General features: G+C 45.8%; 11 protein-coding genes. 1 reads left to right on the top strand and 10 read right to left on the bottom strand.

What is annotated here, in order from left to right:
- Positions 1-95: 95 nt before the first annotated feature.
- From ACSQ8O_RS14880 to ACSQ8O_RS14835, 10 genes are all read right to left on the bottom strand, one after another.
- Positions 96-2,717, bottom strand: coding sequence for a cadherin-like beta sandwich domain-containing protein (locus ACSQ8O_RS14880; RefSeq protein ID WP_436242322.1), 2,622 nt, complete (start codon positions 2,715-2,717; stop codon positions 96-98).
- Between the two features lie 92 nt (positions 2,718-2,809).
- Positions 2,810-6,928, bottom strand: coding sequence for an S-layer homology domain-containing protein (locus tag ACSQ8O_RS14875; protein WP_436242321.1), 4,119 nt, complete (start codon positions 6,926-6,928; stop codon positions 2,810-2,812).
- Positions 6,929-6,974: 46 nt separating this feature from the next.
- Positions 6,975-8,924 carry a hypothetical protein gene (locus tag ACSQ8O_RS14870; protein ID WP_436242320.1) on the bottom strand — a complete coding sequence of 650 codons (1,950 nt, stop codon included), beginning with the start codon at positions 8,922-8,924 and terminating at the stop codon, positions 6,975-6,977.
- Positions 8,925-8,997: 73 nt separating this feature from the next.
- Positions 8,998-10,866, bottom strand: coding sequence for an FAD-dependent oxidoreductase (locus ACSQ8O_RS14865; protein WP_436242319.1), 1,869 nt, complete (start codon positions 10,864-10,866; stop codon positions 8,998-9,000).
- 1 nt (position 10,867) lies between these two features.
- Positions 10,868-11,671, bottom strand: a complete 804-nt coding sequence (locus ACSQ8O_RS14860) for a hypothetical protein (RefSeq protein WP_436242318.1) — start codon at positions 11,669-11,671, stop codon at positions 10,868-10,870.
- Between the two features lie 21 nt (positions 11,672-11,692).
- A complete protein-coding gene (locus ACSQ8O_RS14855) occupies positions 11,693-14,026 on the bottom strand; it encodes a helix-turn-helix domain-containing protein (protein ID WP_436242317.1) in 2,334 nt (777 codons plus the stop codon).
- Positions 14,027-14,053: 27 nt separating this feature from the next.
- Positions 14,054-14,881, bottom strand: coding sequence for a carbohydrate ABC transporter permease (locus ACSQ8O_RS14850; RefSeq protein ID WP_436242316.1), 828 nt, complete (start codon positions 14,879-14,881; stop codon positions 14,054-14,056).
- Between the two features lie 59 nt (positions 14,882-14,940).
- Positions 14,941-15,846 carry an ABC transporter permease gene (locus ACSQ8O_RS14845; RefSeq protein ID WP_436242315.1) on the bottom strand — a complete coding sequence of 302 codons (906 nt, stop codon included), beginning with the start codon at positions 15,844-15,846 and terminating at the stop codon, positions 14,941-14,943.
- A 73-nt stretch (positions 15,847-15,919) separates the two neighbouring features.
- Complete coding sequence (locus ACSQ8O_RS14840; protein WP_436242314.1) at positions 15,920-17,527, bottom strand: extracellular solute-binding protein; 1,608 nt, start codon at positions 17,525-17,527, stop codon at positions 15,920-15,922.
- 312 nt (positions 17,528-17,839) lie between these two features.
- Positions 17,840-18,424, bottom strand: a complete 585-nt coding sequence (locus ACSQ8O_RS14835; RefSeq protein ID WP_436242313.1) for a TetR/AcrR family transcriptional regulator C-terminal domain-containing protein — start codon at positions 18,422-18,424, stop codon at positions 17,840-17,842.
- Between the two features lie 243 nt (positions 18,425-18,667).
- On the opposite strand from ACSQ8O_RS14835, the gene gdhA reads away from it, so the two are divergent.
- Complete coding sequence (gene gdhA, locus ACSQ8O_RS14830; RefSeq protein WP_436242312.1) at positions 18,668-20,038, top strand: NADP-specific glutamate dehydrogenase; 1,371 nt, start codon at positions 18,668-18,670, stop codon at positions 20,036-20,038.
- Positions 20,039-20,050: the final 12 nt, after the last annotated feature.

Below are 20,050 nucleotides of genomic sequence, written 5' to 3'. Positions count from 1 at the left end.
TTTCAAAATAGTTTGTTGTATAGCCAGAGTTAGCGATTTCTAGGTGAGAAAAACCCGTCAAAGAAGATTACTCTGACGGGTCCAATACTGCATTCTTAATTACTAACACTAATGATGAGACTGCCCAGCCGTACAGCATCCCCTTGCGTTGCCATGACAGTGATGCGTGCTTCTCCTACCCCAGTCAGCAGAACATGACCCGCTTGATCCACCTCAGCAATCGCAGCATTATCGGTATAGAACGCGATTGTGGTCGTATCTGGGTTCAAATTATGCTCAACACCTTCTGATGTCAATCCTTTCACTGACAACTTCAATTGGTCCCCCAATTTATTAGAAGAAGGAGCAAAATACTCATCCCATTTGGAAGCATCTAAATTGGCCTGTTCCTGACTGGAATAGAAACGAACCTCAGAAAATCCGTTCCAACCATCCCGTGTTGGACCATAGCCATAAGATGGCAGCCTGACATATCGGGTCTGAACATCTCCCAGTTGGAACATCTCTGGATACAGAACAGTTCCGCTAGTTGCCTGCATCGGAAGCAACTGCTGCCAGTTCACCCCATCATCCGAAATCTCTACATCGAAATTGTAGGAACGTTCATTGCCCAAATATCCTGCAACAGACATCGAGTGAACATTGACCTTACTTCCCAAATCGTAACGAATCCATTTAACCTCACCTTGGCTAGTAGCCGACCATCTGGTGTTCAGATCATTATCTATTGTCTTATTTGGCGTATTCACATTCGCATATCCGTCATTAGCATCTACATATGCCACTGGAATCCAAGTAGGTACAAATTCCACTTCCTCTTCACCTTCAACCATTACTTTGAGTCCCGCAAGCGCAGGAGGTGATGTGTCCGCAATCGTATCCTCCACGAATGTGAACGAATAGGTGCCGACACCCTCAATAGTCAGAATGGTTGCTTCATCAAGATTCACTGCCTGTTTCACCGTAAAGCTCGTTCCAGCCCCACTCTCGAGGTCAATGAAAGGAATGTGCCCATCTGCTGCCAGCAGAAGACGATATTCTGTCTGTTTGGGATTGAAAAATGCAGCATGTTCACCATCCACTTTCAATCGAAGGTTGAGGAGTCGCGTCAGTTCTTCTTGTAGAGCAGTATCCGCAGGACTGGCGAATTCAAAAGGGCGTTCACTATAAACAAGTAGACCCGAAGTGTCTTCATGCAAATGTACCCCTAACGCCTCCGCAATTTTTTCCGCAGGAAGTGTTACAGTGCCATTGACCATCTGAGCATTGGCCTTAGCATCCAAACGTGTGATGTTGACCATATACATCATTTGTCGCTGTGCCTTTGACGTCACTTCAATGGCAACTGAATTCTCCCCTACAGTCAATGGGATGTTATAAGGCATACCTGAAACATGAGGAACTCCGTTAACTGTCATATGATCGAAAAACCCAGACGTAGAGGCAGGCGTCAATGCAAGTGTGTCTACTTTATTGCCCACATAGATGCTATATGCTGTTCGCCACGGACTGAAATTCAAGGCCCCTCTGGTGAGAAACAAGCTGCTCAGCGTGGCCACTTCTCCCTGTTTGCTCACATGTACGGTATACTCCTTAGTTGTACCGTCTTGCGCTATCACTTGAATAGCGATCACATTATTGCCTGTTACTAGAGGCATCTGGTAGGAAACGCCTGAAGATTGGGAATGGCCATTAACCGTAAGGCTTTTGTACACTGCTGATAGAACAACTGGCGTCACCTCCAGACTGTTCACTTCATCACCCACTTGCACCTGGTAACTGGTCACATCCGGACTAAAGTCCAACGTCCCCCGGTCGAGTGTCAGGTTGCTCAAGGACGCCTCATTGCTTAGCAATATACGATTGATCTGAAGATTATACGTAAGAGTCGTATTATCCTGCGCAGTAACTACAATAGCTATGGAATTGCTGCCTGGCATTAGCTGAACCGTATAGGTACTGCCCGATACCGTCTCCTGTCCGTTGATTTGCAGACTTTTATAAACAGTTGAAGTAACTGTAGGTGTTACGTTGATACTGCTGTACACATTCCCCAGAACATCCAAATTATAGTCTTTGATCTGGGGATTGAAATCAATTAAGCCAGGATTGACCTGCAAGCTTGAAAGCGTCGCATCATTACTTAGGTTGGGAGGCGTGGGCGTAAACATCGGCTGGAATCGCACAGCATCCGCTAACACATGGCCTTCAGCGCCATCCACTTTTATTTGAATATAGTTGCCGTCACCCTCTTGAAATTCAAATTCACCAATCAGAATCCAAACCGCACCTGTGCTCCCCTTCTGGCTCACCGTGACTGAACTTAGCGTTGTGACATTAACATCATTCAAATGAAAAATATCTACTGGCACATTCGTAGAGCGGTTAGATTGTGATCGATACGTTGATAAATAAACCTTGTATCTCCCCTGCTGAAATGAAGCAGGCGTATTGTATTGCAGGAATTGGCCGTTGTGGTCGGCTGGCTTTACGGTCGAATAGTCATTGCCAATTGATCTTTCAGGATTGCTAGCCGTAGAAGTTGTGTCCCAAGCTCCTTGAATCGTTACCCCCGAGTTACTATTGTCAATGACAATATCATGCATTCCCAGGGCATCCTCCAACACAGCAGCTTCAACAACGTGGACATTGCCTACTAGCAAAGCAAGAATCATCACAAGAAGAAAAGCCTTTAAGGTCATTCTTTTTTGTTTCATTGTCATCCTCCTCCTATACACATGCTACCGTAAGCTAAATGCCCAAGGCGAAGGTCGTCGCAGCTGCCTACTTCCCTCGCCCCGATGGGCGCTTACTTGTTATATATCCGGTATAGCATGATTGCTGCTTCCGCTCTCGTGATTTGCTCCTTAGGGCGTATCCCTTGTCCGTCTCCCTCTAGGATACCTGCTCCTGCTAAGAGCGAAATACCCTCTCTCGCATACGATGCCACTTCCGCTCCGTCATTGAAGGAAGCAAGATCCGCTTTCAGCCCCATCTGCTCCAATTTGCCAGCAATCAGTAATGCACGAGCCGTCAAAGTGAATATATCTTGGCGGGATACCGGCGTCTGTGGGTCGAATTGATTGCCTCCTGTGCCCTCGGTTATTCCCAAGATACGGGAGATCCCGACAGCTTGAGCATAATAAGCCTTCGCGTCCACATCACTGAAATTATCTTGGAAAGCAGCCGACAAACCGAGAGACTTTACTAGTAACATAAGGAAATCTGCCCTTGTCATCTGCTCACCTGGAGCGAAGTTAGCTTCGTAGATACCTGCAATAATACCCTTGGATGCTAGTACACGGACAGCTTTGTCCGCCCAGGCATACGCGTTCAAATCTTGGAATTTCTTATCTACGAAAGTTACAACGAATAACGTAGGATCCAAACTGCGGACATGGAAGCCAATCCTACCTGTTGCTTGATCATATTTGCTATCCACGATAGGAACAACTGCGCCATCCGCTCCAATACGCCATACGACGATATGCTCAGAATTCGCCAGTTCCTCAGCTGTCGGCTTATACGGGAGAGAAATTCCGATAGACGGAAGCAAGGTATCTTGCTTCGGAATGGCGACGTCAGTTAACAGATTCACTCGAATAATCGGTTGATCACCAACCACCTTTTGCGTTAAACCATCCAATTGAGCTGGGTTGACCTTTTCCATGACCAATGCAATCCGAGTTGACTCCGTTTGAGTGAACAAGCTGCCTGGTAGTATCACTTCGCCAATTGGAGTACCTACCTCCACGACTAGTTTGCTCCCCTGCGCTTTCATTGTACCGATGGGAAGATCCAGGATATAGGAAGTTGCCTTATCAACGGGTTTGACATTCAATCTTATTCTTAGCACGCCATTGGCGTCAGGTGTTGCCTGCTTCAAAGCATCCAAATAAGCTTTACTATCTACCTTTCCTCTAGCGGGGCCGTCTGATTGCACAATCGGACTTACTTCCACCGAGTTTCCGATTACCTTGTTGCCCTCTTGCGGAATTCCGGGGTTGGATGGAGTAACCGACTCGTTATTCGAACCCTGTGTCTGCTCTTGCAAAGGTAAGACAACTAGCCGATCCTGATATCGGATCATCGTCGTCCCACTTGCTTCATCTCGCTCCACACTGGCTCCAAGCGCGTTGGCGGTAAATTCTACAGGCACCATCAACTCCCCATCTACCTCCACTGGGCTAACGACAGGATTACTTGCATTCACCATGACTTTCGTACCACCCGCATAGGCATAAGGGCTGTTCGCAAGAAGTGCCGCATTATCCCCTAATTTCTCGCTCAACAGCAGGAGATGATCAGGGTCAGCATGCCACTCCGACAAGTTGACAACCTCTGCATGTTCATCTGGCGGTGCTTCTCCACTTTGCAAAGGGACAAACTGTACAGCCAGACGAGCACTTGTTACATCTTTCATGTGAATAGCCAACTTAGTCCCATAGTTGCTGCTTTGAATTGTCGGATTAGGCGACCAAGGAAAAGGTTTCGCATCCATGACGCTGAAGGTCGCATCCTGCGGTCCATCTGCGATATGTGCCCACATTCTTTTCCCATTCTGGGTTAACATGACAGACTTTCCATTATCGGCGATCTGGATGGAAGCAGCCGTATGCATGAACCACCAGACATCTGCAGGCTGTGTCGCCGTGATCTCATCCTGCACGAGCACCTTAGAGCGGTCATCGTATAGCCGCATGCCTCTCCGGGCACTTGTCACATCCCGTGCATACGCCTGTGACATGTCCATGATTCCGAACGCCTCGGTGGAATTGCTCTGATAATCTACAACAGTACCTGTCGCATTGATATCTTGGTCAACGCCGCCTTTGGCCGGATTGATGACCAGTGTATTCTGACCTTCCGCCCGATTATTGTAATATTGGAAGCGTCCCCCAGTGAGGTCATTATAGTTAGGCCAATCGTAGTTGCCGGCTCCTCGCATGGTTGCCCACCTCTGACCCTCTGCCTCTAGGATGAAGGTTCCGATGGAGAGGGACGAGTGATTTTCCCGGTTATATCCTCCCTTTAGCCCTGCATACACACCGTTTGTATCCTGCCATGAGCTTCTCATCAAGACACTGTTCGTACCAGTTGGATTCTGATAGGCCTTATCTAGAGGGAAGCTTTCCGTAATGGATCGATACGCTGAGTTGTACCATAGTAAAGCGTATACAGTTCCCCTGGATGTCACGCTGGCACTATCCTCGGCTGCCTCTTGATTTCGTAAGTAATACCAGGCATACTGCGGTTTATTGAATTGTTTTGCAAACCACATCATCGTCGGTGAGTTGACTTTCCCAATGGAGCTATCCCCATAATTGAAGGAGCCCGTCATGCCTGCCAAATAAATCGGAAATTCGGGTGCTTTGGCAACGCCAGGTGCTTCATATAGTTTGTACTTTGCCGGACGCTGGAAATCCGCTTCGAAAGCGGTTTCAAAAGCAGCCATCGTATAGGTTAAATAATTGGTCCCATATGCCCAATACATAGCCCCTTCTGGGTAAGCACCTAGAGGTGCGTAAGCTGTCAAGCCTTTCTTGATGTTTTCGCTTCCTTTTTCTAGAACGAATTCAGCTACATCGGGATATTCATTGGCAATGGCTAAGGCCGCTATCATCAATCCCCCATTGCAAACCACATTCCAGTTATGGGTAACTTCCGTAAATCGAGTCCCCCCTTGGCTTTTGCCATTATACCGGTCGACACCGTACGTCAATCCCTTATCGAGCATGGTGTCTACAATTAGCTTGCGCTGTTCCTCTGTCCAATCATAATAATTCCAGTCATAGGCGACAGCGTAAGCCTGAAGCATCTCTGCTACGGACAGGAAGCTCTCTGGCTTCCAAGTAGGATATGAAGCGGTATTCTGGATTTCCAGCCATAGTCGGTCCAGATACTTCCGTTCCCGCTCCATTTGGAAAGCCATAGACAGAAGGAAGGTGCGGTTCTCCATTTCCCGCGCATGTTCCAGCACAGCCCCGTTATCTGGATTCGTCCCGAAACTCCTTACCGGCGTATTTAACAATTCGTCGGCTTGAGCTTTGATGCGACTGTACCAATTCATGGGAATGTAATCTGAAGAGATTTTACGCTTAATATCCTGAAAATCCTGAATGAATATCCGTGGATGCTCATTCCGAATATGTGCTGCCACAGGCACACTTGGTGGTATCGTTAGCTTGGTTTCCCTCACGTCGGGGGCTGGAATTGGAATCCCTCTCACGATCAGATTATCCACATAGAAATTAGGTGCGGCGGGGTTACTTTTGGTCAGACTGAATCTAATCTCATTAATTTCGGTAATTTTGGCATCGTTATAAAAGGGTTGGTTGTCCGCAACCTTCGTATTGTCTACCCAGACAGAAAACAAATCGGTTTCCGTGTCCATCTCTACTTTTACCGCCATCCAGGTTTTGAAGGGCATGCTGTCATATCGGATTCTTTTGGTGGGGCCGGTAGGAATATCAAAGCGGAAGAAGTTCTCTGCGTTAATCGTGGAGTTAATAGCCGAAATGGAAGTTAGCAACGTAGCACCAGCATAAATCTCCGGTAATTTAATCTGATCGATTGGTTTACCATCTAACCGCAGATCATAGTTGATTTCTAGCTTACCGCTTAAGGAAGGAAACTTTCTCACGGGTCTGTGTGCGGCGCCTAGCGTACGAATCGTTGACATCAGCGCTTTATTGCCCTCTTCTAACGTTTCTGTTCCACCGTTTTTTGGTCGGTCAACGATTGAAACGGTGGTTGCTGGATAGCTCCAGTCCGCCAAATCGCTATTTCCCTCTGCGTCGTCGAAAGTGTCCTGCACCACAATGGGTAACACCTCGGCTGCTGCACGCGTGTGGCCCGAGGGCAGGAGTAATAATCCTGCCGCCAGTCCAAACAGTGCAATAGTTAGTTTCCCTGTTCTTCTCAACATACTACCTCCTTGTACACTGTATAATCCCTATCTAGTTGAATCGGGCTTATAACGGCTCCAAACGAATGGCATCCGCCATGACATAGCCGCTAGTTCCCGCGCTATTAATCTGTACATAATTTCCTGTGCCCGACGAGAAATAATAATCCCCAAGTGGATACCACATTTTATGATAGGAGGTAATTCTCTGATTGACCGACACTGTCGAGGTTACACCATTATGAAAGATCGTATAAGGTACGCTATTGGAACGATTGGAAGAGCCAATGAAGGTCGCGTAGACTCTGTACATGCCGGCGGTGGAAATGACAGGGCTATAAGTTGCAGTCTGACCAGTGCCGTTATTAACGAAGTTGTAATCGCTGCCGTAAAATTTACCAGGATTACTGTTACCAGTAGACCAGACACCTGTTTTGACTGCTCCCGTACTTGTATTGTCTACAACGATATCGTTAGGTCCTACTGCATTTCGCAGAGCGGCATCTGGGGCCATCGATGGCCAGAACTCCAGATCGTCCCAAAATATTTGCAGCGCGCCGCCGTGGTCTTTAACAAAGTTCGTCAGTGATCGGCTGGTATATAATTTAAGAGGGTGAAAATGCGTGAGCCCTTCTGGTGCTGGATTCTGTGGGTGGTAGGTCCAATTGGTCACATCGAACACTACCCGCTTTTCTCCGCCATCAGGCGTAATGGCCAGATAGAATCTGCCTGAATTCCCATCACCTTGCTTGTAATACACTTCCATATTCAACCAGACACCAGTGGGCACATTCCAGTCATTTCTTTCTTCCCATATTGTCACGAATTGGGTCGTGTCATCTTCACTTGAAGTCGGCGTTGTTTGACCTGAAATACGAAGTTTAAACGGCTTCCCTACACCTAGATCCTTAGTCAAATTAAGAGACATTCGAAATGGGTACTGTGCGCCTGAGGTCCAGCTAGGCTGATTCCAGAACTCTGCCAACGTAAACCAACCGTTAGGATCTACACTTTGCTTCACTAGCTCAATATCGGGATGGAGATACATACGGTATTTGTAGAACACTTCTGTCAGATTCGTATTATTCTTGAGTAGCGCTTGCACACGCCCCCGATCCGCTGATCCGCCGGAATTTCCCAACCAATACTGAAGCACTTTATTCCCGCTCCCGCCAGGTGTGGGATCAGATACGATCTTGGCGAATCTTGAAGTGGACGTGTCGCCACCGGAATGCCCTTCGAAGACCAGGTCGCCAAATTTGGAATACCCGTTCAAATGTGTGGTCCAATCATTCGGGGCTGAAACCGAAGTATCCGTGCCAGTTATTCGCGTAATTGTACCTGTGTCTGAGGGATCAGTCACTCCCACTGAACCCGCTTCGAAGCCAGAACGGAAAATGACCGGTCCTAATGGCTCGTTGACTGCAAGTGGACCCGGATCTACAGGATCAGGTACGGGTACTGCGAAGCGTATGGCGTCTGCTATCACATAACCATTCGCCCCAGAGACGTTAATCTGCACATAGCCGCTGCTCCCAGCGGTAAACGTATATTGCCCCAGCGGATACCAGACTGCGCCATTCTTTTCCTGGTTCACGGTTTGCGTAGCAACCCCCCCTTGATGGGAAACTTGAACAGTTACATTATCCGCACGATTGGAAGAGGAGCTGAACACCATGAACACTTCATAAACCCCCGTTTGGGGTATACTCGGCGTATATTTAATGGTTTGCACCTGCCCTGTACCACCGTTAACGAACTCGTAATTACTTCCAAAATACTTGCCAGGATTACTAGTGCCTGTGCTCCATGTCCCCGTCCTAGTAACGGCAGTATCCGTATTGTCCACAACGATGTCATTTTCCCCCAATACATCACGAAGTGCCGCATCAGGCAGTGGATCGTCAGCCCACGTTTTCGCAGGAATAGCAACCCACAGAAGCAGAAAACTAATGAATGCCAGAACGATAAGCCTACCAACTTGCTTGTGTTGCTTCTCACCTGTTTTAATTTGCATGATACATTCCCTTCCTTTGCCATAGAATGAATGCCCAGTCGCTTCTGCTTTCTCCACGCTGCTATAATCCTTACTATGCCCAACGCAAAAGCTTGCGCTCGACCACCGATCGGATATTCTCGGCGATCGAATAAAGATAAGTACCATTCGGTTTATGCGTAATTCTTTCGATATACTCACCATTGCCAACCGCTTGCTTTAAAGCTGTTCCAATCACCTCCTGCAACGTAGTATGATGCTCGCCGATATGGATCAATGCCATGATGGAATGAGAAAAAAATTGAAAATATACGTCATTGTATTTATTTTGACGTACTTTATCTGCGCCGTCCTCCAGTTGATAGAGCGGCCTTTCCATTTCTTCAGGATCCGTGATGAGGCGGATCAGCTCCAGTACAACATCCTTATCCCGCATTCTTCCTAGAAGGTAAATAGCCATATATCCACGAAGTTGGTTGTTTTTTCTGCAGTCCTGGAGCATGACAGCATCTCGCTCCCTCATCATTTCCCTAAGCATGGGAAGGCAAGCCTCATCATCAATCAGCGCTAGAGCAAAAGCGCTGTGTTTACGAAGCTTCTCATCTTCCTCATGTATCCATGCCTTCAACGATTCGCGTATCGATTCGCCTAGCCTGCTTGAAGACCATATAGCGACCCCCGGTTGAATGCTGGTCAAGCCTTGATGAATCTCCGCAGGATCCGTTAGCCATGTAATCGGCTGCGCTGGTTTCCGATCCCCCGGATAGGCAAATTGATAGCCTTTATTATTCGCAGGGTTAAAGCAGCCTGTTTCCGCAAGATGCGCGATTAACTCCTCATAGGAGATCTCCTTGATGGACGTTCCTTTGGTAATCGCCAGCCACGCCGCTGTTGCCGCTGCTTCCCCAGATTTTTGCATATCACGGTTCATCCTGACACATGTAGACAAATCGTGATCAACAGCCAGACAGCGCCCTGCAGCAAGCAGCCCCTCAAACCCCTTCGGAATCATGGCCCCGAGCGGGATGGGAACGGTTACATTAACAGCACCTAGATTACTTGCTACGAACCAATCCTTCAGTAGCTGACTCTCAAAAGCGTTGTCACGGCCGTGCTTATCAATATCTGCATACGCATAAAATACCGGTTTGTTGGAGGTCTCATCAGCAAAGAAATGTTGAAGTGTAACCGTTTCCTCTCCTTCAATCAAACGCCCTTCCCTGATTCCTAACAGTGGAGCCAAGTGCAGCAGACGGTTCTCATCCGAATAACTATCTTCCAAATGTTGGGCATGTGCAAATACGAGTGCCTTGGATAGTTCATTCCCATCCGTTTGGTTCGTACAACCTGAATCGAAATTTCGCCAGCTCACTTTGTTTCCCGCCGCAAATACCTTAACGCTCGTGAAAGGCTGCGTCTTTCCATCTAACGTCCTGCCGTAATTAAATGTGCAACCAGCCAGATTGCACACTTCACCATCTCCCGTGCAATCGATCAGCACCTTACAGCTAGCCGATTGTATGCCATCAGGTCCGACCCAACTCGCGCCTTTCACTTGTTGTCCATCCAAATAAACGCCCGTAATCGCGGATTCGAAGGCAAGCTCTGCACCGTACTTTATCGCTTCCTGCTCCAACACATATTTCTTCGCTTCTACGTTGTAAGCGCTTGACTTCGTGTAGACGGTATCGACTAGCGCCGTTACTTTTTGATCTAACTGCTCGTATAATCCACCTGAGGATCCGAAGTAGTAGCCGTTAACGGATCCAGCCGTTCCCATGCCTCCCATGCAATTCATTCGTTCAATGCCAAGCACTTTCAGCCCTTTGCTGGCTGCCATTATTAAAGCAATCGCGCCTGATGTACCAAGACCGGCTACAATGACGTCGTATTGTTGATCTAGTTCGATGTCACCGACTTCCACAGTGACCATTTCTCCGTTCACTTTTTGAGATAAATGCAATCTAATACCTCCTTTCAACTAACAAGCCTGCTTCAAACGCTTCCAATGGATTTCTATAAGCAGCTGACGGCATACTGAACCAACTAGGCCTAATTTCACTACCTGTTTCCGGTTCGATTTGCAGCTCAAAGAAGCCAGCTACCGATGAAATCGTCCAGCTTTCCCACTCCTTCGGTCTGCCCGCCCACAATTGATGCAGTTTATGCCTTGCAGTAATCCAGTCGTCTTCCACTTCTACGGGAACCTTCGCAACTACTTCACCCTTTAATTTCCCTTTGGTTAATAAAAGGTAACTTCCAGTTGTAGTTGAAACTTCCGGATCATCCTCCCCACAGTTCAGCATCGCATTTAGGCTCTTCGACTTAATCCAGTGTGATGGTGCGTACTCCGGCCTCGTATCTATGATTCGGTCTGTTCTGTAGCTGTTAAAGCCCGAAGCATTGTAGATCGTAACCTCATAGCCAGCTTCTGACAGGCGGATATCAGCTACATCTGAATGCAAGAGGATCGGGAGCGAATCGCAACCTATTTTGTTATAAAGCACCGGAGCAATGGCGGGAATATGTACTCTGCCATCTTCGGATAATATCCCCCGCTCCAGTAGTTCGTTCTTCAACTTCTCCCCCTCTTTGGAAAGTAAAGTTGCATGCCAGGCTTCACCAAAGTTATAGCTGTTAATAAATTCGTAGCCGACAAGAGCCGATCTTTCGATAAGAAGTGCTTCCTTCCCACAGGCATAGGCTGCACCCAATCCGGCAAACGTCGCTCCCAAAATAATCGTCGGGTAATATCTATTGTCCGACATTATCGAATCACCTCAATTTATTTAATTACTCTTTCCTTCCCGGTAAACACTCGGCGTCACGCCTTCGTACTTTTTGAACAGACGAATATACGTACTGATACTATAAAATCCAACCATATCGCTGACATCACGTATAAAAATATGTGGCTGTTGCAGCAATGTCTTGGATTGCTCAACACGGTATTTATTCAGATAATCCGTCAGATTGTCGCCTACCTGCTCTTTGAAATAGCGTGATAGATAAGAAGGATGTACACTGAAATACTCAGCAATGGTGCTGATGTTAAGCTCTTGGTTCTGGTAGTTTTCACTAATGTGGGCCAAGACGCTTTCCTTCAAGCGTATTTTTTTGTTGCTTTTCTTACGTTCATCCACATACCCGCAAACTTTATGCAAAAACTGGGTCATTCGCTCACGCATGGAAGCTACCGTACTACCGCTCATCAGTTCGCGAATCGCCTGCAAATTCTCTTCATACAGTTCGGATCCATCCATATTGGTCTCCATCGCCGCTTTCATCATCGTGCTGCACATATCAAACATCAGACAACGGATCATATCCACGGATAGGTTATCCCCAGCTAAATTGCTATCAATAATTTCATCCAGCATCGCAGTTGCTCCGAGAAAATCGCCGGCATTCACATTATTGATCAGTTTCTGCTCCATCTCCATCGAATAGTCGTAGGAAGGCTTTTGCTGTTGAAGCTGGTTATGCCAAATAATGGACTGAACTCCTAGCAACATGCGGTATTCCATGGCTTCCAGGGCTTCCAGATAAGCGACCGGAAGTTCCGCAGATGACCTATGGATGGAACTGACTGAAATGGTAAACAAAATGTGAAAGCGATTTCCAATAAAGCGCTGTGCTTCTTCGATCAAGCTCTTCAGATCTTCCAACGCTGATTCAGGTGACGTATCTGGCCGGAAATTTACAATGCATGCCAGCATTTCGTCAACTTCCGTCATCCAGCCCTGATGTTTCTGAGCGGCAAGCTCCTCCACGATATTGGACATAATGTGATGAACGAATTCTCTTTTTTTCTCTGCGTCCTGTTCGTCTTGACGGAAGAAGCCGCTGTAATCCTCTAGATAAAACAAGACGATTGCGAACTTCTCGGAATGGAGCTTAATACCGTACTCTGGCAATACATCAGCTATTGGAAAACCATTTTCAATCCGGCCTTTCAGAAGACGTGTAAGCAAATTCGAACGAAGTGTCTTGTTCTGCTTCTCCAGTGTGCGATTCATTAATGTATAGCGATCTAGTGCATTATCGAGTACTTCTTCCAAGTAGTCATATTCATTCGATTCCGACATGTTAATAATGCTTAATTCGCTTCGTTCTGCAACATTGCGAACTAATCTGCGTAGAGGCGAATAGTTCTTCCTTGCAAGCAAGACGGCAATAATAAATCCGACTACAGCAGCAACTGCAAGCATTAGAACTGTCATATTCCAGACATATTCGGCTTTCTCACTATACAAGCGTGCTGGCAGCACATATACATATTTCCAGTTATTCCGACCTGATTCAATATAAGACAGGATAACTTCTTCCCCATCCCATATGGCAGAGGTCTTAAGAATGCGTTGTTCCCCTTCACCGCGCGGAATATCAAATACGCGTTCCCCATGTCCTTCTGCTTCGGATGTTGCCAACAGCTTATTCTCGGCATCAAGGATATATACTTTACCCTGATTGTAGGATTGAATATTGCTAATAGAAGACATCAGCTGTTCTTCGTTCAACTCAATCGCTAGTGTTGCAAGAGGTACACTTCCAAGTTGGAGTGGTAGTGATTGCGTTTGCATGATTGTGCCTTTTCTCTCTCCGCCAAATTCGCGAAATGTGGAGAATGAACCCTTATGCAATTGCATCAAATAGCCTCTCCATTGCTCTAACGACACCCCTATTGGTGTAAGATGTTGGTGAACAAACATTTCCGTCTCGTAATAGGAGCTGTCGGTCAAAACAAAATCTCCCTCATGAAAGTAAATATAGAAACCACTCACATATCGCTTTGTAATATTATAAGCTTTGAATTCCGCGAGCAACTGAACTATAGAGATGCGTTCTGCGGTGCCAATCTCTTTCTGGCTACGAATCAAAGAGCTCACCTTCGGATTGAGTGAGATCACCTCCGATAAGCGATAGGTATAATCGATGTAGTTGTCGATTTCCTGTTGAAGTTGAGAGAGCAAAGCGGAGTTCGCCTTTGAAATCTCGTCTTCAATGACCCGCTGCGTTTGCAGATGGGTTACCGCCATCACAATAATTGGAATTAGAAGCACAATGGCATAGGACCACAACCACCTGCTCAGCATACCTTTCCATCTCCAATTAATCTTCACTCATCAACACTCCCATAGCCAGTTTACCTACTCTTTAATCGACCCTATCATAACACCTTTCACAAAATATTTCTGTAAGAAGGGGTATACGAACAGAATCGGCAACGTGGCAATGACGATGGTTGCATATTTAATACTTTCTCCTACAGCCTCTACATCTTCAATAGAAGAATTGCCCGACATATAATTCGTATTATTCTGAATTAAGATCTCCCGTAGGATTAATTGCAATGGAAATAGATCCCGATCCCGAAGGTAAATCATAGCTCCAAACCAGGAATTCCAGTGACCTACGCCATAGAATAGAACCATTACCGCCATGACTGGCAAAGAAAGCGGAATAACAATCCGAAACAGGATGGTGAAATCTTGTGCACCGTCCATCCGTGCTGATTCAATTAGACTATCGGGGATCGCACTGAACGACGTACGCAGTATTATCAAATTCCACGTTGAGATGATGCCAGGAACGATTAGTGCAAGCAGATTATTCCCCATATGCAACCAATTATTGACCAGCAAATACATTGGAATCAGACCGCCAGAGAAAAACATCGTAAACACGATCATCAGCATGACATGTCTACTCCAAGCAACCCCTTTGCGTGATAGCACATAAGCACCAAAACTTGTCATGATCAAATTGAGTGCTGTTCCTATCGAGACTAGGAATAAGGTATTGATATATCCCCCTACAACATTAGGATTCTTGAAAACCATCGCATAAGCAGCCAAAGTAAAGCCTTTGGGACTCAGCAGCACACCGGTGTGCGAGAGCAGCTGTTTTGAGTCGCTGACAGATGAGAATACTACATAAATAAACGGGTACAACGTGATCACAATCATTAGCACCATAAATAGCGTATTGACAGTTTGGAAGGTGACTCCTCCCACGTTTTTGCGAATCGTGCCGTTTACCATAAGCTGTTCTCACTCACCTTTTTACTGATTCGGTTAGCCATGATCAGCAGGATAAAGTTAACTGCTGCTTGAAATAACCCAACAGCGGTTGCATAGCTGAATTCGAAGGACCCCTCAAGGCCTTTGCGATATACGAAGGTACTAATCATATCAGCAGTTTCATACGTATTCGGATTATACAGCAGAATGATTTTCTCGAATCCTACATCCAGCATGTGACCGATTTTCAAGATGAACAAAATGACGATAATGGGTAATATTCCTGGTAAGGTAATATGCAGCGTTTGCTTCCATCGATTGGCCCCATCCATTCGCGAAGCCTCATATAGATCAGGATTAATACCGGTAATGGCAGCTAAATAAACGATGGAGCCCCAGCCTACCCCTTGCCAGATATCCGAAATAATATAAATACTGCGGAAATATTGCGGATGTGCCAGTAGTACCTGCCGCTCCATCCCTAACCATACAAGGAAATCTGTAATGAAACCTTCCCTAGCTAAGAACTGAGTGATCATCCCACATACGACGATCATTGAAATAAAGTGGGGGAGATAGGTTATCGTTTGTACGATCCTCTTAAATCTCTGGCCGACGATCTCATTAATTAGGAGCGCAAAGATAATCGGTGCTGGAAATGAGATCAACAACATGTAAACATTGAGGAGAAGTGTATTTCGAATCAATCTCCAAAAATAATAGCTTTGGAAGAAGCTAGTGAAATGATCGAACCCTACCCACGGACTGTGTAAGAAGCCTTCGGCGATCCGATAGTCCTTGAAAGCAATTATCGCCCCATACATGGGCACGTAATGGAAAATTAAATAGTACAGGATAACCGGAAATATCATATAGTACAAATATTTATGCTTTCGGTAATCCTTAGACAGCGCTTTCATTTCCATCCTCCTATCCACCGGTTTAACCGGAGGGCACCTTGCCATTCGGTGCCCTATTTATAGTTAACTATGACTATTTCCTTGTTTTGAATCGCTCGAAAGCTGCTTGCTTGAGTGCAATCGCGCGTTCAATCTTCATACTTTTCAATTGCTTGATATATTTATCATAGTTATCAAACGATTCCGAACCCATTACAAACTTAAGGAACATTTCATCCTTATACGTATCAACCTCTGCCATAATCGCAGATAGTTCTTGTGCTTCTTCAGGAGTTTGAGAAATGCGCGGTATTCGCGTTTGCTCTAGATTTTTATAATATTTATTGTAAACAGTTAAAGCTTCCTTCTGCTGGTCATACTTGTAATACTGCTCCGTATAGCGATCATCTCCAACAAAGCCAGGTGCTGGCGTTGCCACGCGAAGATATTTGGCCATAGCCTCTCCGATGGACAGCTTCTCCGGATTGTTCGTGATCAAGTCCGTATATTTAGGGAAGCCGTTGACCTTATTGAAGGTGGTTCCCTCCACTCCGAACGATTTCAGCGTGTTGCCTTCATCGGAGTATAAATAATCGAGCCACTTTGCCGTTGACGCCGCATTCTTATTGTTAGGCGTTATTACTGCGCTGCCATCGCCGCGATATTCATAGGCTGCCGTGAAAATTTTAGGTTGCTCACCCTTCTTCAACACAGGATGTTGGGCTGCCACCAGATCGAATGTTTTAGCACTTTCTGGAATAGCATTCAAATACTTACCCATACCACTTCCGATATTTGCTGCGAATGCACCAGAGCTGCTATTCGTAATTTTGCCATCCTTCGCTTTTGCGTCCTGAGTAGCAAAATCCTTATCTAGCAGACCTTCCTTATACCAAGCATTGAGCTGCATCAAATAATCTTTAAACACCGGTTCGTACGGTCCATATTTAATCTTGCCGTTGTCGATATAATACGTTACACCTATATTGAAAGCCCCATTTAAACGATCAACCTTAAAATCATCTCTCGTTAACGTCAACGGGCTTTTCGCGCCTTTCTTCTCCTTAAACGCTCGAAGCACTGTAGTCCATTCTTCGATCGTCTCCGGTGTCTTCAGCCCCAGTTCATTCAACCAATCCTTACGCAGCATTAACCCGCTGCTCACGTTAGAGTTTCCAACACCGATCGCCGGGAATGCATAGATCGTACCAGAATCGGTGGTCACGTCCCTCTTCAACTCGGGATGCTCATCCAAATATTTTTTCAAATTCGGCGCATTCTTCGCAATGAGATCGTTAAGTGGAATAGCGACTTTATCGGAGATCGCCTTCTCAGGGCCCCCAGGATAGTTCATGAAATTGTATTCAATGACATCCGGTAAATTACCCGAGGCAATAAGCAGATTGAACTGTTCCTTCTCAGAGCCAATCGCCGGGTGCTGGAAATCAACCTTCACGCTCGTTTTTTTCTCTAATTCCTGATAGAACAGCGAATCATTATAATTCTTCATTACCCGAGCACCGTCTGTAGGCATGCCGACCCAATAAGACAGTTTCAATGGAGCTGCTGGTGCAGTCGTACCTTTTGGTGCTTCTGATGAAGATTCTACATTTGTGCTAGAGCCACAACCCGTTACAAAAATCATAGATAAAGCAACGACAGAAGCCAATTTGATTGGAGCCGTTTTTTTTCTAAAACTCATTTGAGAAGACCTCCTTAATAATGTTAAGTCGCGAATGACAAGGACATGCTTCGTGATTTCCACCTGCGGATCGTGATTCGATCTCTCGCCCTTACATGCCATCATGTTCGTCTTTCATCGATTCGCCCTAAGTATATCTAGCGGCCATTTAGGTGACAATCGCTAATTCGTGATATCAGTTTCCACTGATTGACTATGTCATGAGATGCATATCAGGAGCATCAGATAGAAATTCATCTGCTACAAATGAATACAGCAGAAGCCTTGAACGACTACATTTGTCCAAGGCTCCCGCTGTTTTTCTATTCATTCCTATGAAAGGGTACGCATCATAATAAATTGCTTAGCCAGATAGACAGGTGTATACGGCATATCTTGACGAAGCCAAGCAACAATTGTACCAATTAAGGCAGAAGAACCGTACCATATGGCAATATCCTTTTGAATACCTGCTGTAGCTAAAACGGATTCATCCCCCATCCTCTCAATACGTGAGGTTACCAATTCCGTTAGAAGCCTTAACATGCGATCTGTAAAAATCGGGGTTCGTCTTGACGCAAGTACAACTTTATAAAACTTCGCATGTTCGGCAAAGTGCTCCAGCAAGTTCACCAACATCGGCCAATCCTCTTCTTCCTTTGAATGCTGATTCGCCGACGCATGGGTCAAAATGCGATTGATGTCTTCAATCATTTCATCCGCCATCTTCTCCAACATATCTGGAATATCTCGATAATGCAGATAGAACGTAACTCTGTTAATGGTAGCGCGCTCTGCTATGCGATTGACTGAAATTTTCTCGATATCCATTTCCTGAAGCAATTCGACGAAAGCGTCTTTAAGCAATTGACGTGTTCGAAGAACCCGAGGATCTACGCGTGGTGTTCGATTATCCATGTATCCCAATTCCTTTTCTTTTCCATAATAAACTTGTAACTATGTATGTTGCACATTTTTAACCTAATTCACACTTTGCAAAGTATACTACAAGTTGTAAATTTAGTCTAATGGTCACTTTCGTAACACCAATTAGTAAGCTTACATGACATGTAAATTTTGATTGCCCAATTGGCTCGAATAAGGTAAAACTATACTAATAAACTTTTTTATTATATTTAAATTGCGAAGGTGGATGACAGTGTGTTAGTTCAAGTGGACAATGATGTAGCTGCAAGAGAGTATGTACAAGGCATATACGAAACCGTAGTCAAGCGTAATCCGAACGAGACAGAGTTCCATCAAGCTGTGAAAGAAATTATTGAATCTTTAATTCCAGTTCTCACCAAGCAGCCGAAGTACATGAAACACGGCATTCTTGAGCGGATCGTGGAGCCAGAGCGCTTGATCACTTTCCGAGTACCCTGGGTAAATGACCAAGGGATTACGCAAGTAAATCGTGGTTTCCGTGTGCAATTTAACGGTGCAATTGGACCGTACAAGGGTGGTTTGCGTTTCCATCCTTCCGTTAATGCTAGCATTATCAAATTTCTTGGATTTGAGCAAACGCTCAAGAACTCCCTTACTGGTCAACCGATCGGCGGCGGTAAAGGCGGCTCTGATTTCGATCCTAAAGGTAAATCAGATAATGAAATTATGCGTTTTACGCAAAGTTTCATGACTGAGCTTTATAAATATATTGGCCCGGACACTGACGTACCGGCTGGAGACATTGGTGTAGGCGCACGCGAGATTGGGTATATGTTTGGTCAGTATAAGCGTATTAGCGGTGCTCACGAGTCTGGTGTACTGACTGGGAAGGGTATCATCTATGGCGGTAGCTTAGGCCGTACTGAGGCGACTGGATATGGCTGTGTTTACTTTGTTAATGAGATGCTGAATTCCAAGGGCCTTAGCTTCGAGGGAAGCACCGTCGTCGTTTCTGGATCCGGTAATGTGGCTATCTACTCCATTGAAAAAGCCGTACAATTAGGCGCTAAAGTCGTTGCTTGCAGCGATTCCAATGGTTATATCCATGATCCAAACGGAATCTGTCTCGAAACGGTTCGACGTCTGAAGGAAGTTGAGCGTACTAGAATCAGTGAGTATGTGAAAGAACATCCAACTGCGACGTATCATGAAGGTTGTCACGGCATATGGTCCATTCCGTGCGACATTGCGCTGCCTAGTGCAACACAGAACGAGATCAATGAGGAGTCCGCAAGGATTCTTGTAAGAAATGGGGTAAAAGCCGTAGGGGAAGGCGCGAATATGCCATCTACCTTAGAGGCGATTGATGTCTTCCTGCAGGCGGGCGTTTTGTTCGGGCCAGCCAAAGCAGCGAATGCAGGCGGCGTTGCTGTATCAGCGCTAGAAATGTCTCAAAACAGCATGAGATACTCCTGGCAGTTCCATGAGGTAGACGATAAGCTCCACGCGATTATGAAAAATATTTACAGAAGCGCTGTGCAAGCAGCTGAGGAATATGGCCATCCTGGCAATCTTGTTGTCGGCGCCAATATTGCAGGATTTACCAAAGTAGCCGATGCTATGATCGCACAAGGTGTCGTTTAGAAGCTATTGTAA

The sequence above is a fragment of the Paenibacillus sp. LjRoot56 genome, assembly GCF_964253335.1.
GTDB lineage: Bacteria > Bacillota > Bacilli > Paenibacillales > NBRC-103111 > Paenibacillus_E > Paenibacillus_E allorhizoplanae.
Note: the sequence above shows the minus strand (reverse complement) of the source record. Positions and strands in the feature narration are given on the sequence as shown.

Excerpts from the sequence above, each read along its gene's own strand:
- ACSQ8O_RS14880 (WP_436242322.1), bottom strand. The coding sequence starts at position 2,717 with ATGAAACAAAAAAGAATGACCTTAAAGGCTTTTCTTCTTGTGATGATT.
- ACSQ8O_RS14875 (WP_436242321.1), bottom strand. The coding sequence starts at position 6,928 with ATGTTGAGAAGAACAGGGAAACTAACTATTGCACTGTTTGGACTGGCG.
- ACSQ8O_RS14870 (WP_436242320.1), bottom strand. The coding sequence starts at position 8,924 with ATGCAAATTAAAACAGGTGAGAAGCAACACAAGCAAGTTGGTAGGCTT.
- ACSQ8O_RS14860 (WP_436242318.1), bottom strand. The coding sequence starts at position 11,671 with ATGTCGGACAATAGATATTACCCGACGATTATTTTGGGAGCGACGTTT.
- ACSQ8O_RS14850 (WP_436242316.1), bottom strand. The coding sequence starts at position 14,881 with ATGGTGCTAATGATTGTGATCACGTTGTACCCGTTTATTTATGTAGTA.
- ACSQ8O_RS14845 (WP_436242315.1), bottom strand. The coding sequence starts at position 15,846 with ATGAAAGCGCTGTCTAAGGATTACCGAAAGCATAAATATTTGTACTAT.
- ACSQ8O_RS14840 (WP_436242314.1), bottom strand. The coding sequence starts at position 17,527 with ATGAGTTTTAGAAAAAAAACGGCTCCAATCAAATTGGCTTCTGTCGTT.
- ACSQ8O_RS14835 (WP_436242313.1), bottom strand. The coding sequence starts at position 18,424 with ATGGATAATCGAACACCACGCGTAGATCCTCGGGTTCTTCGAACACGT.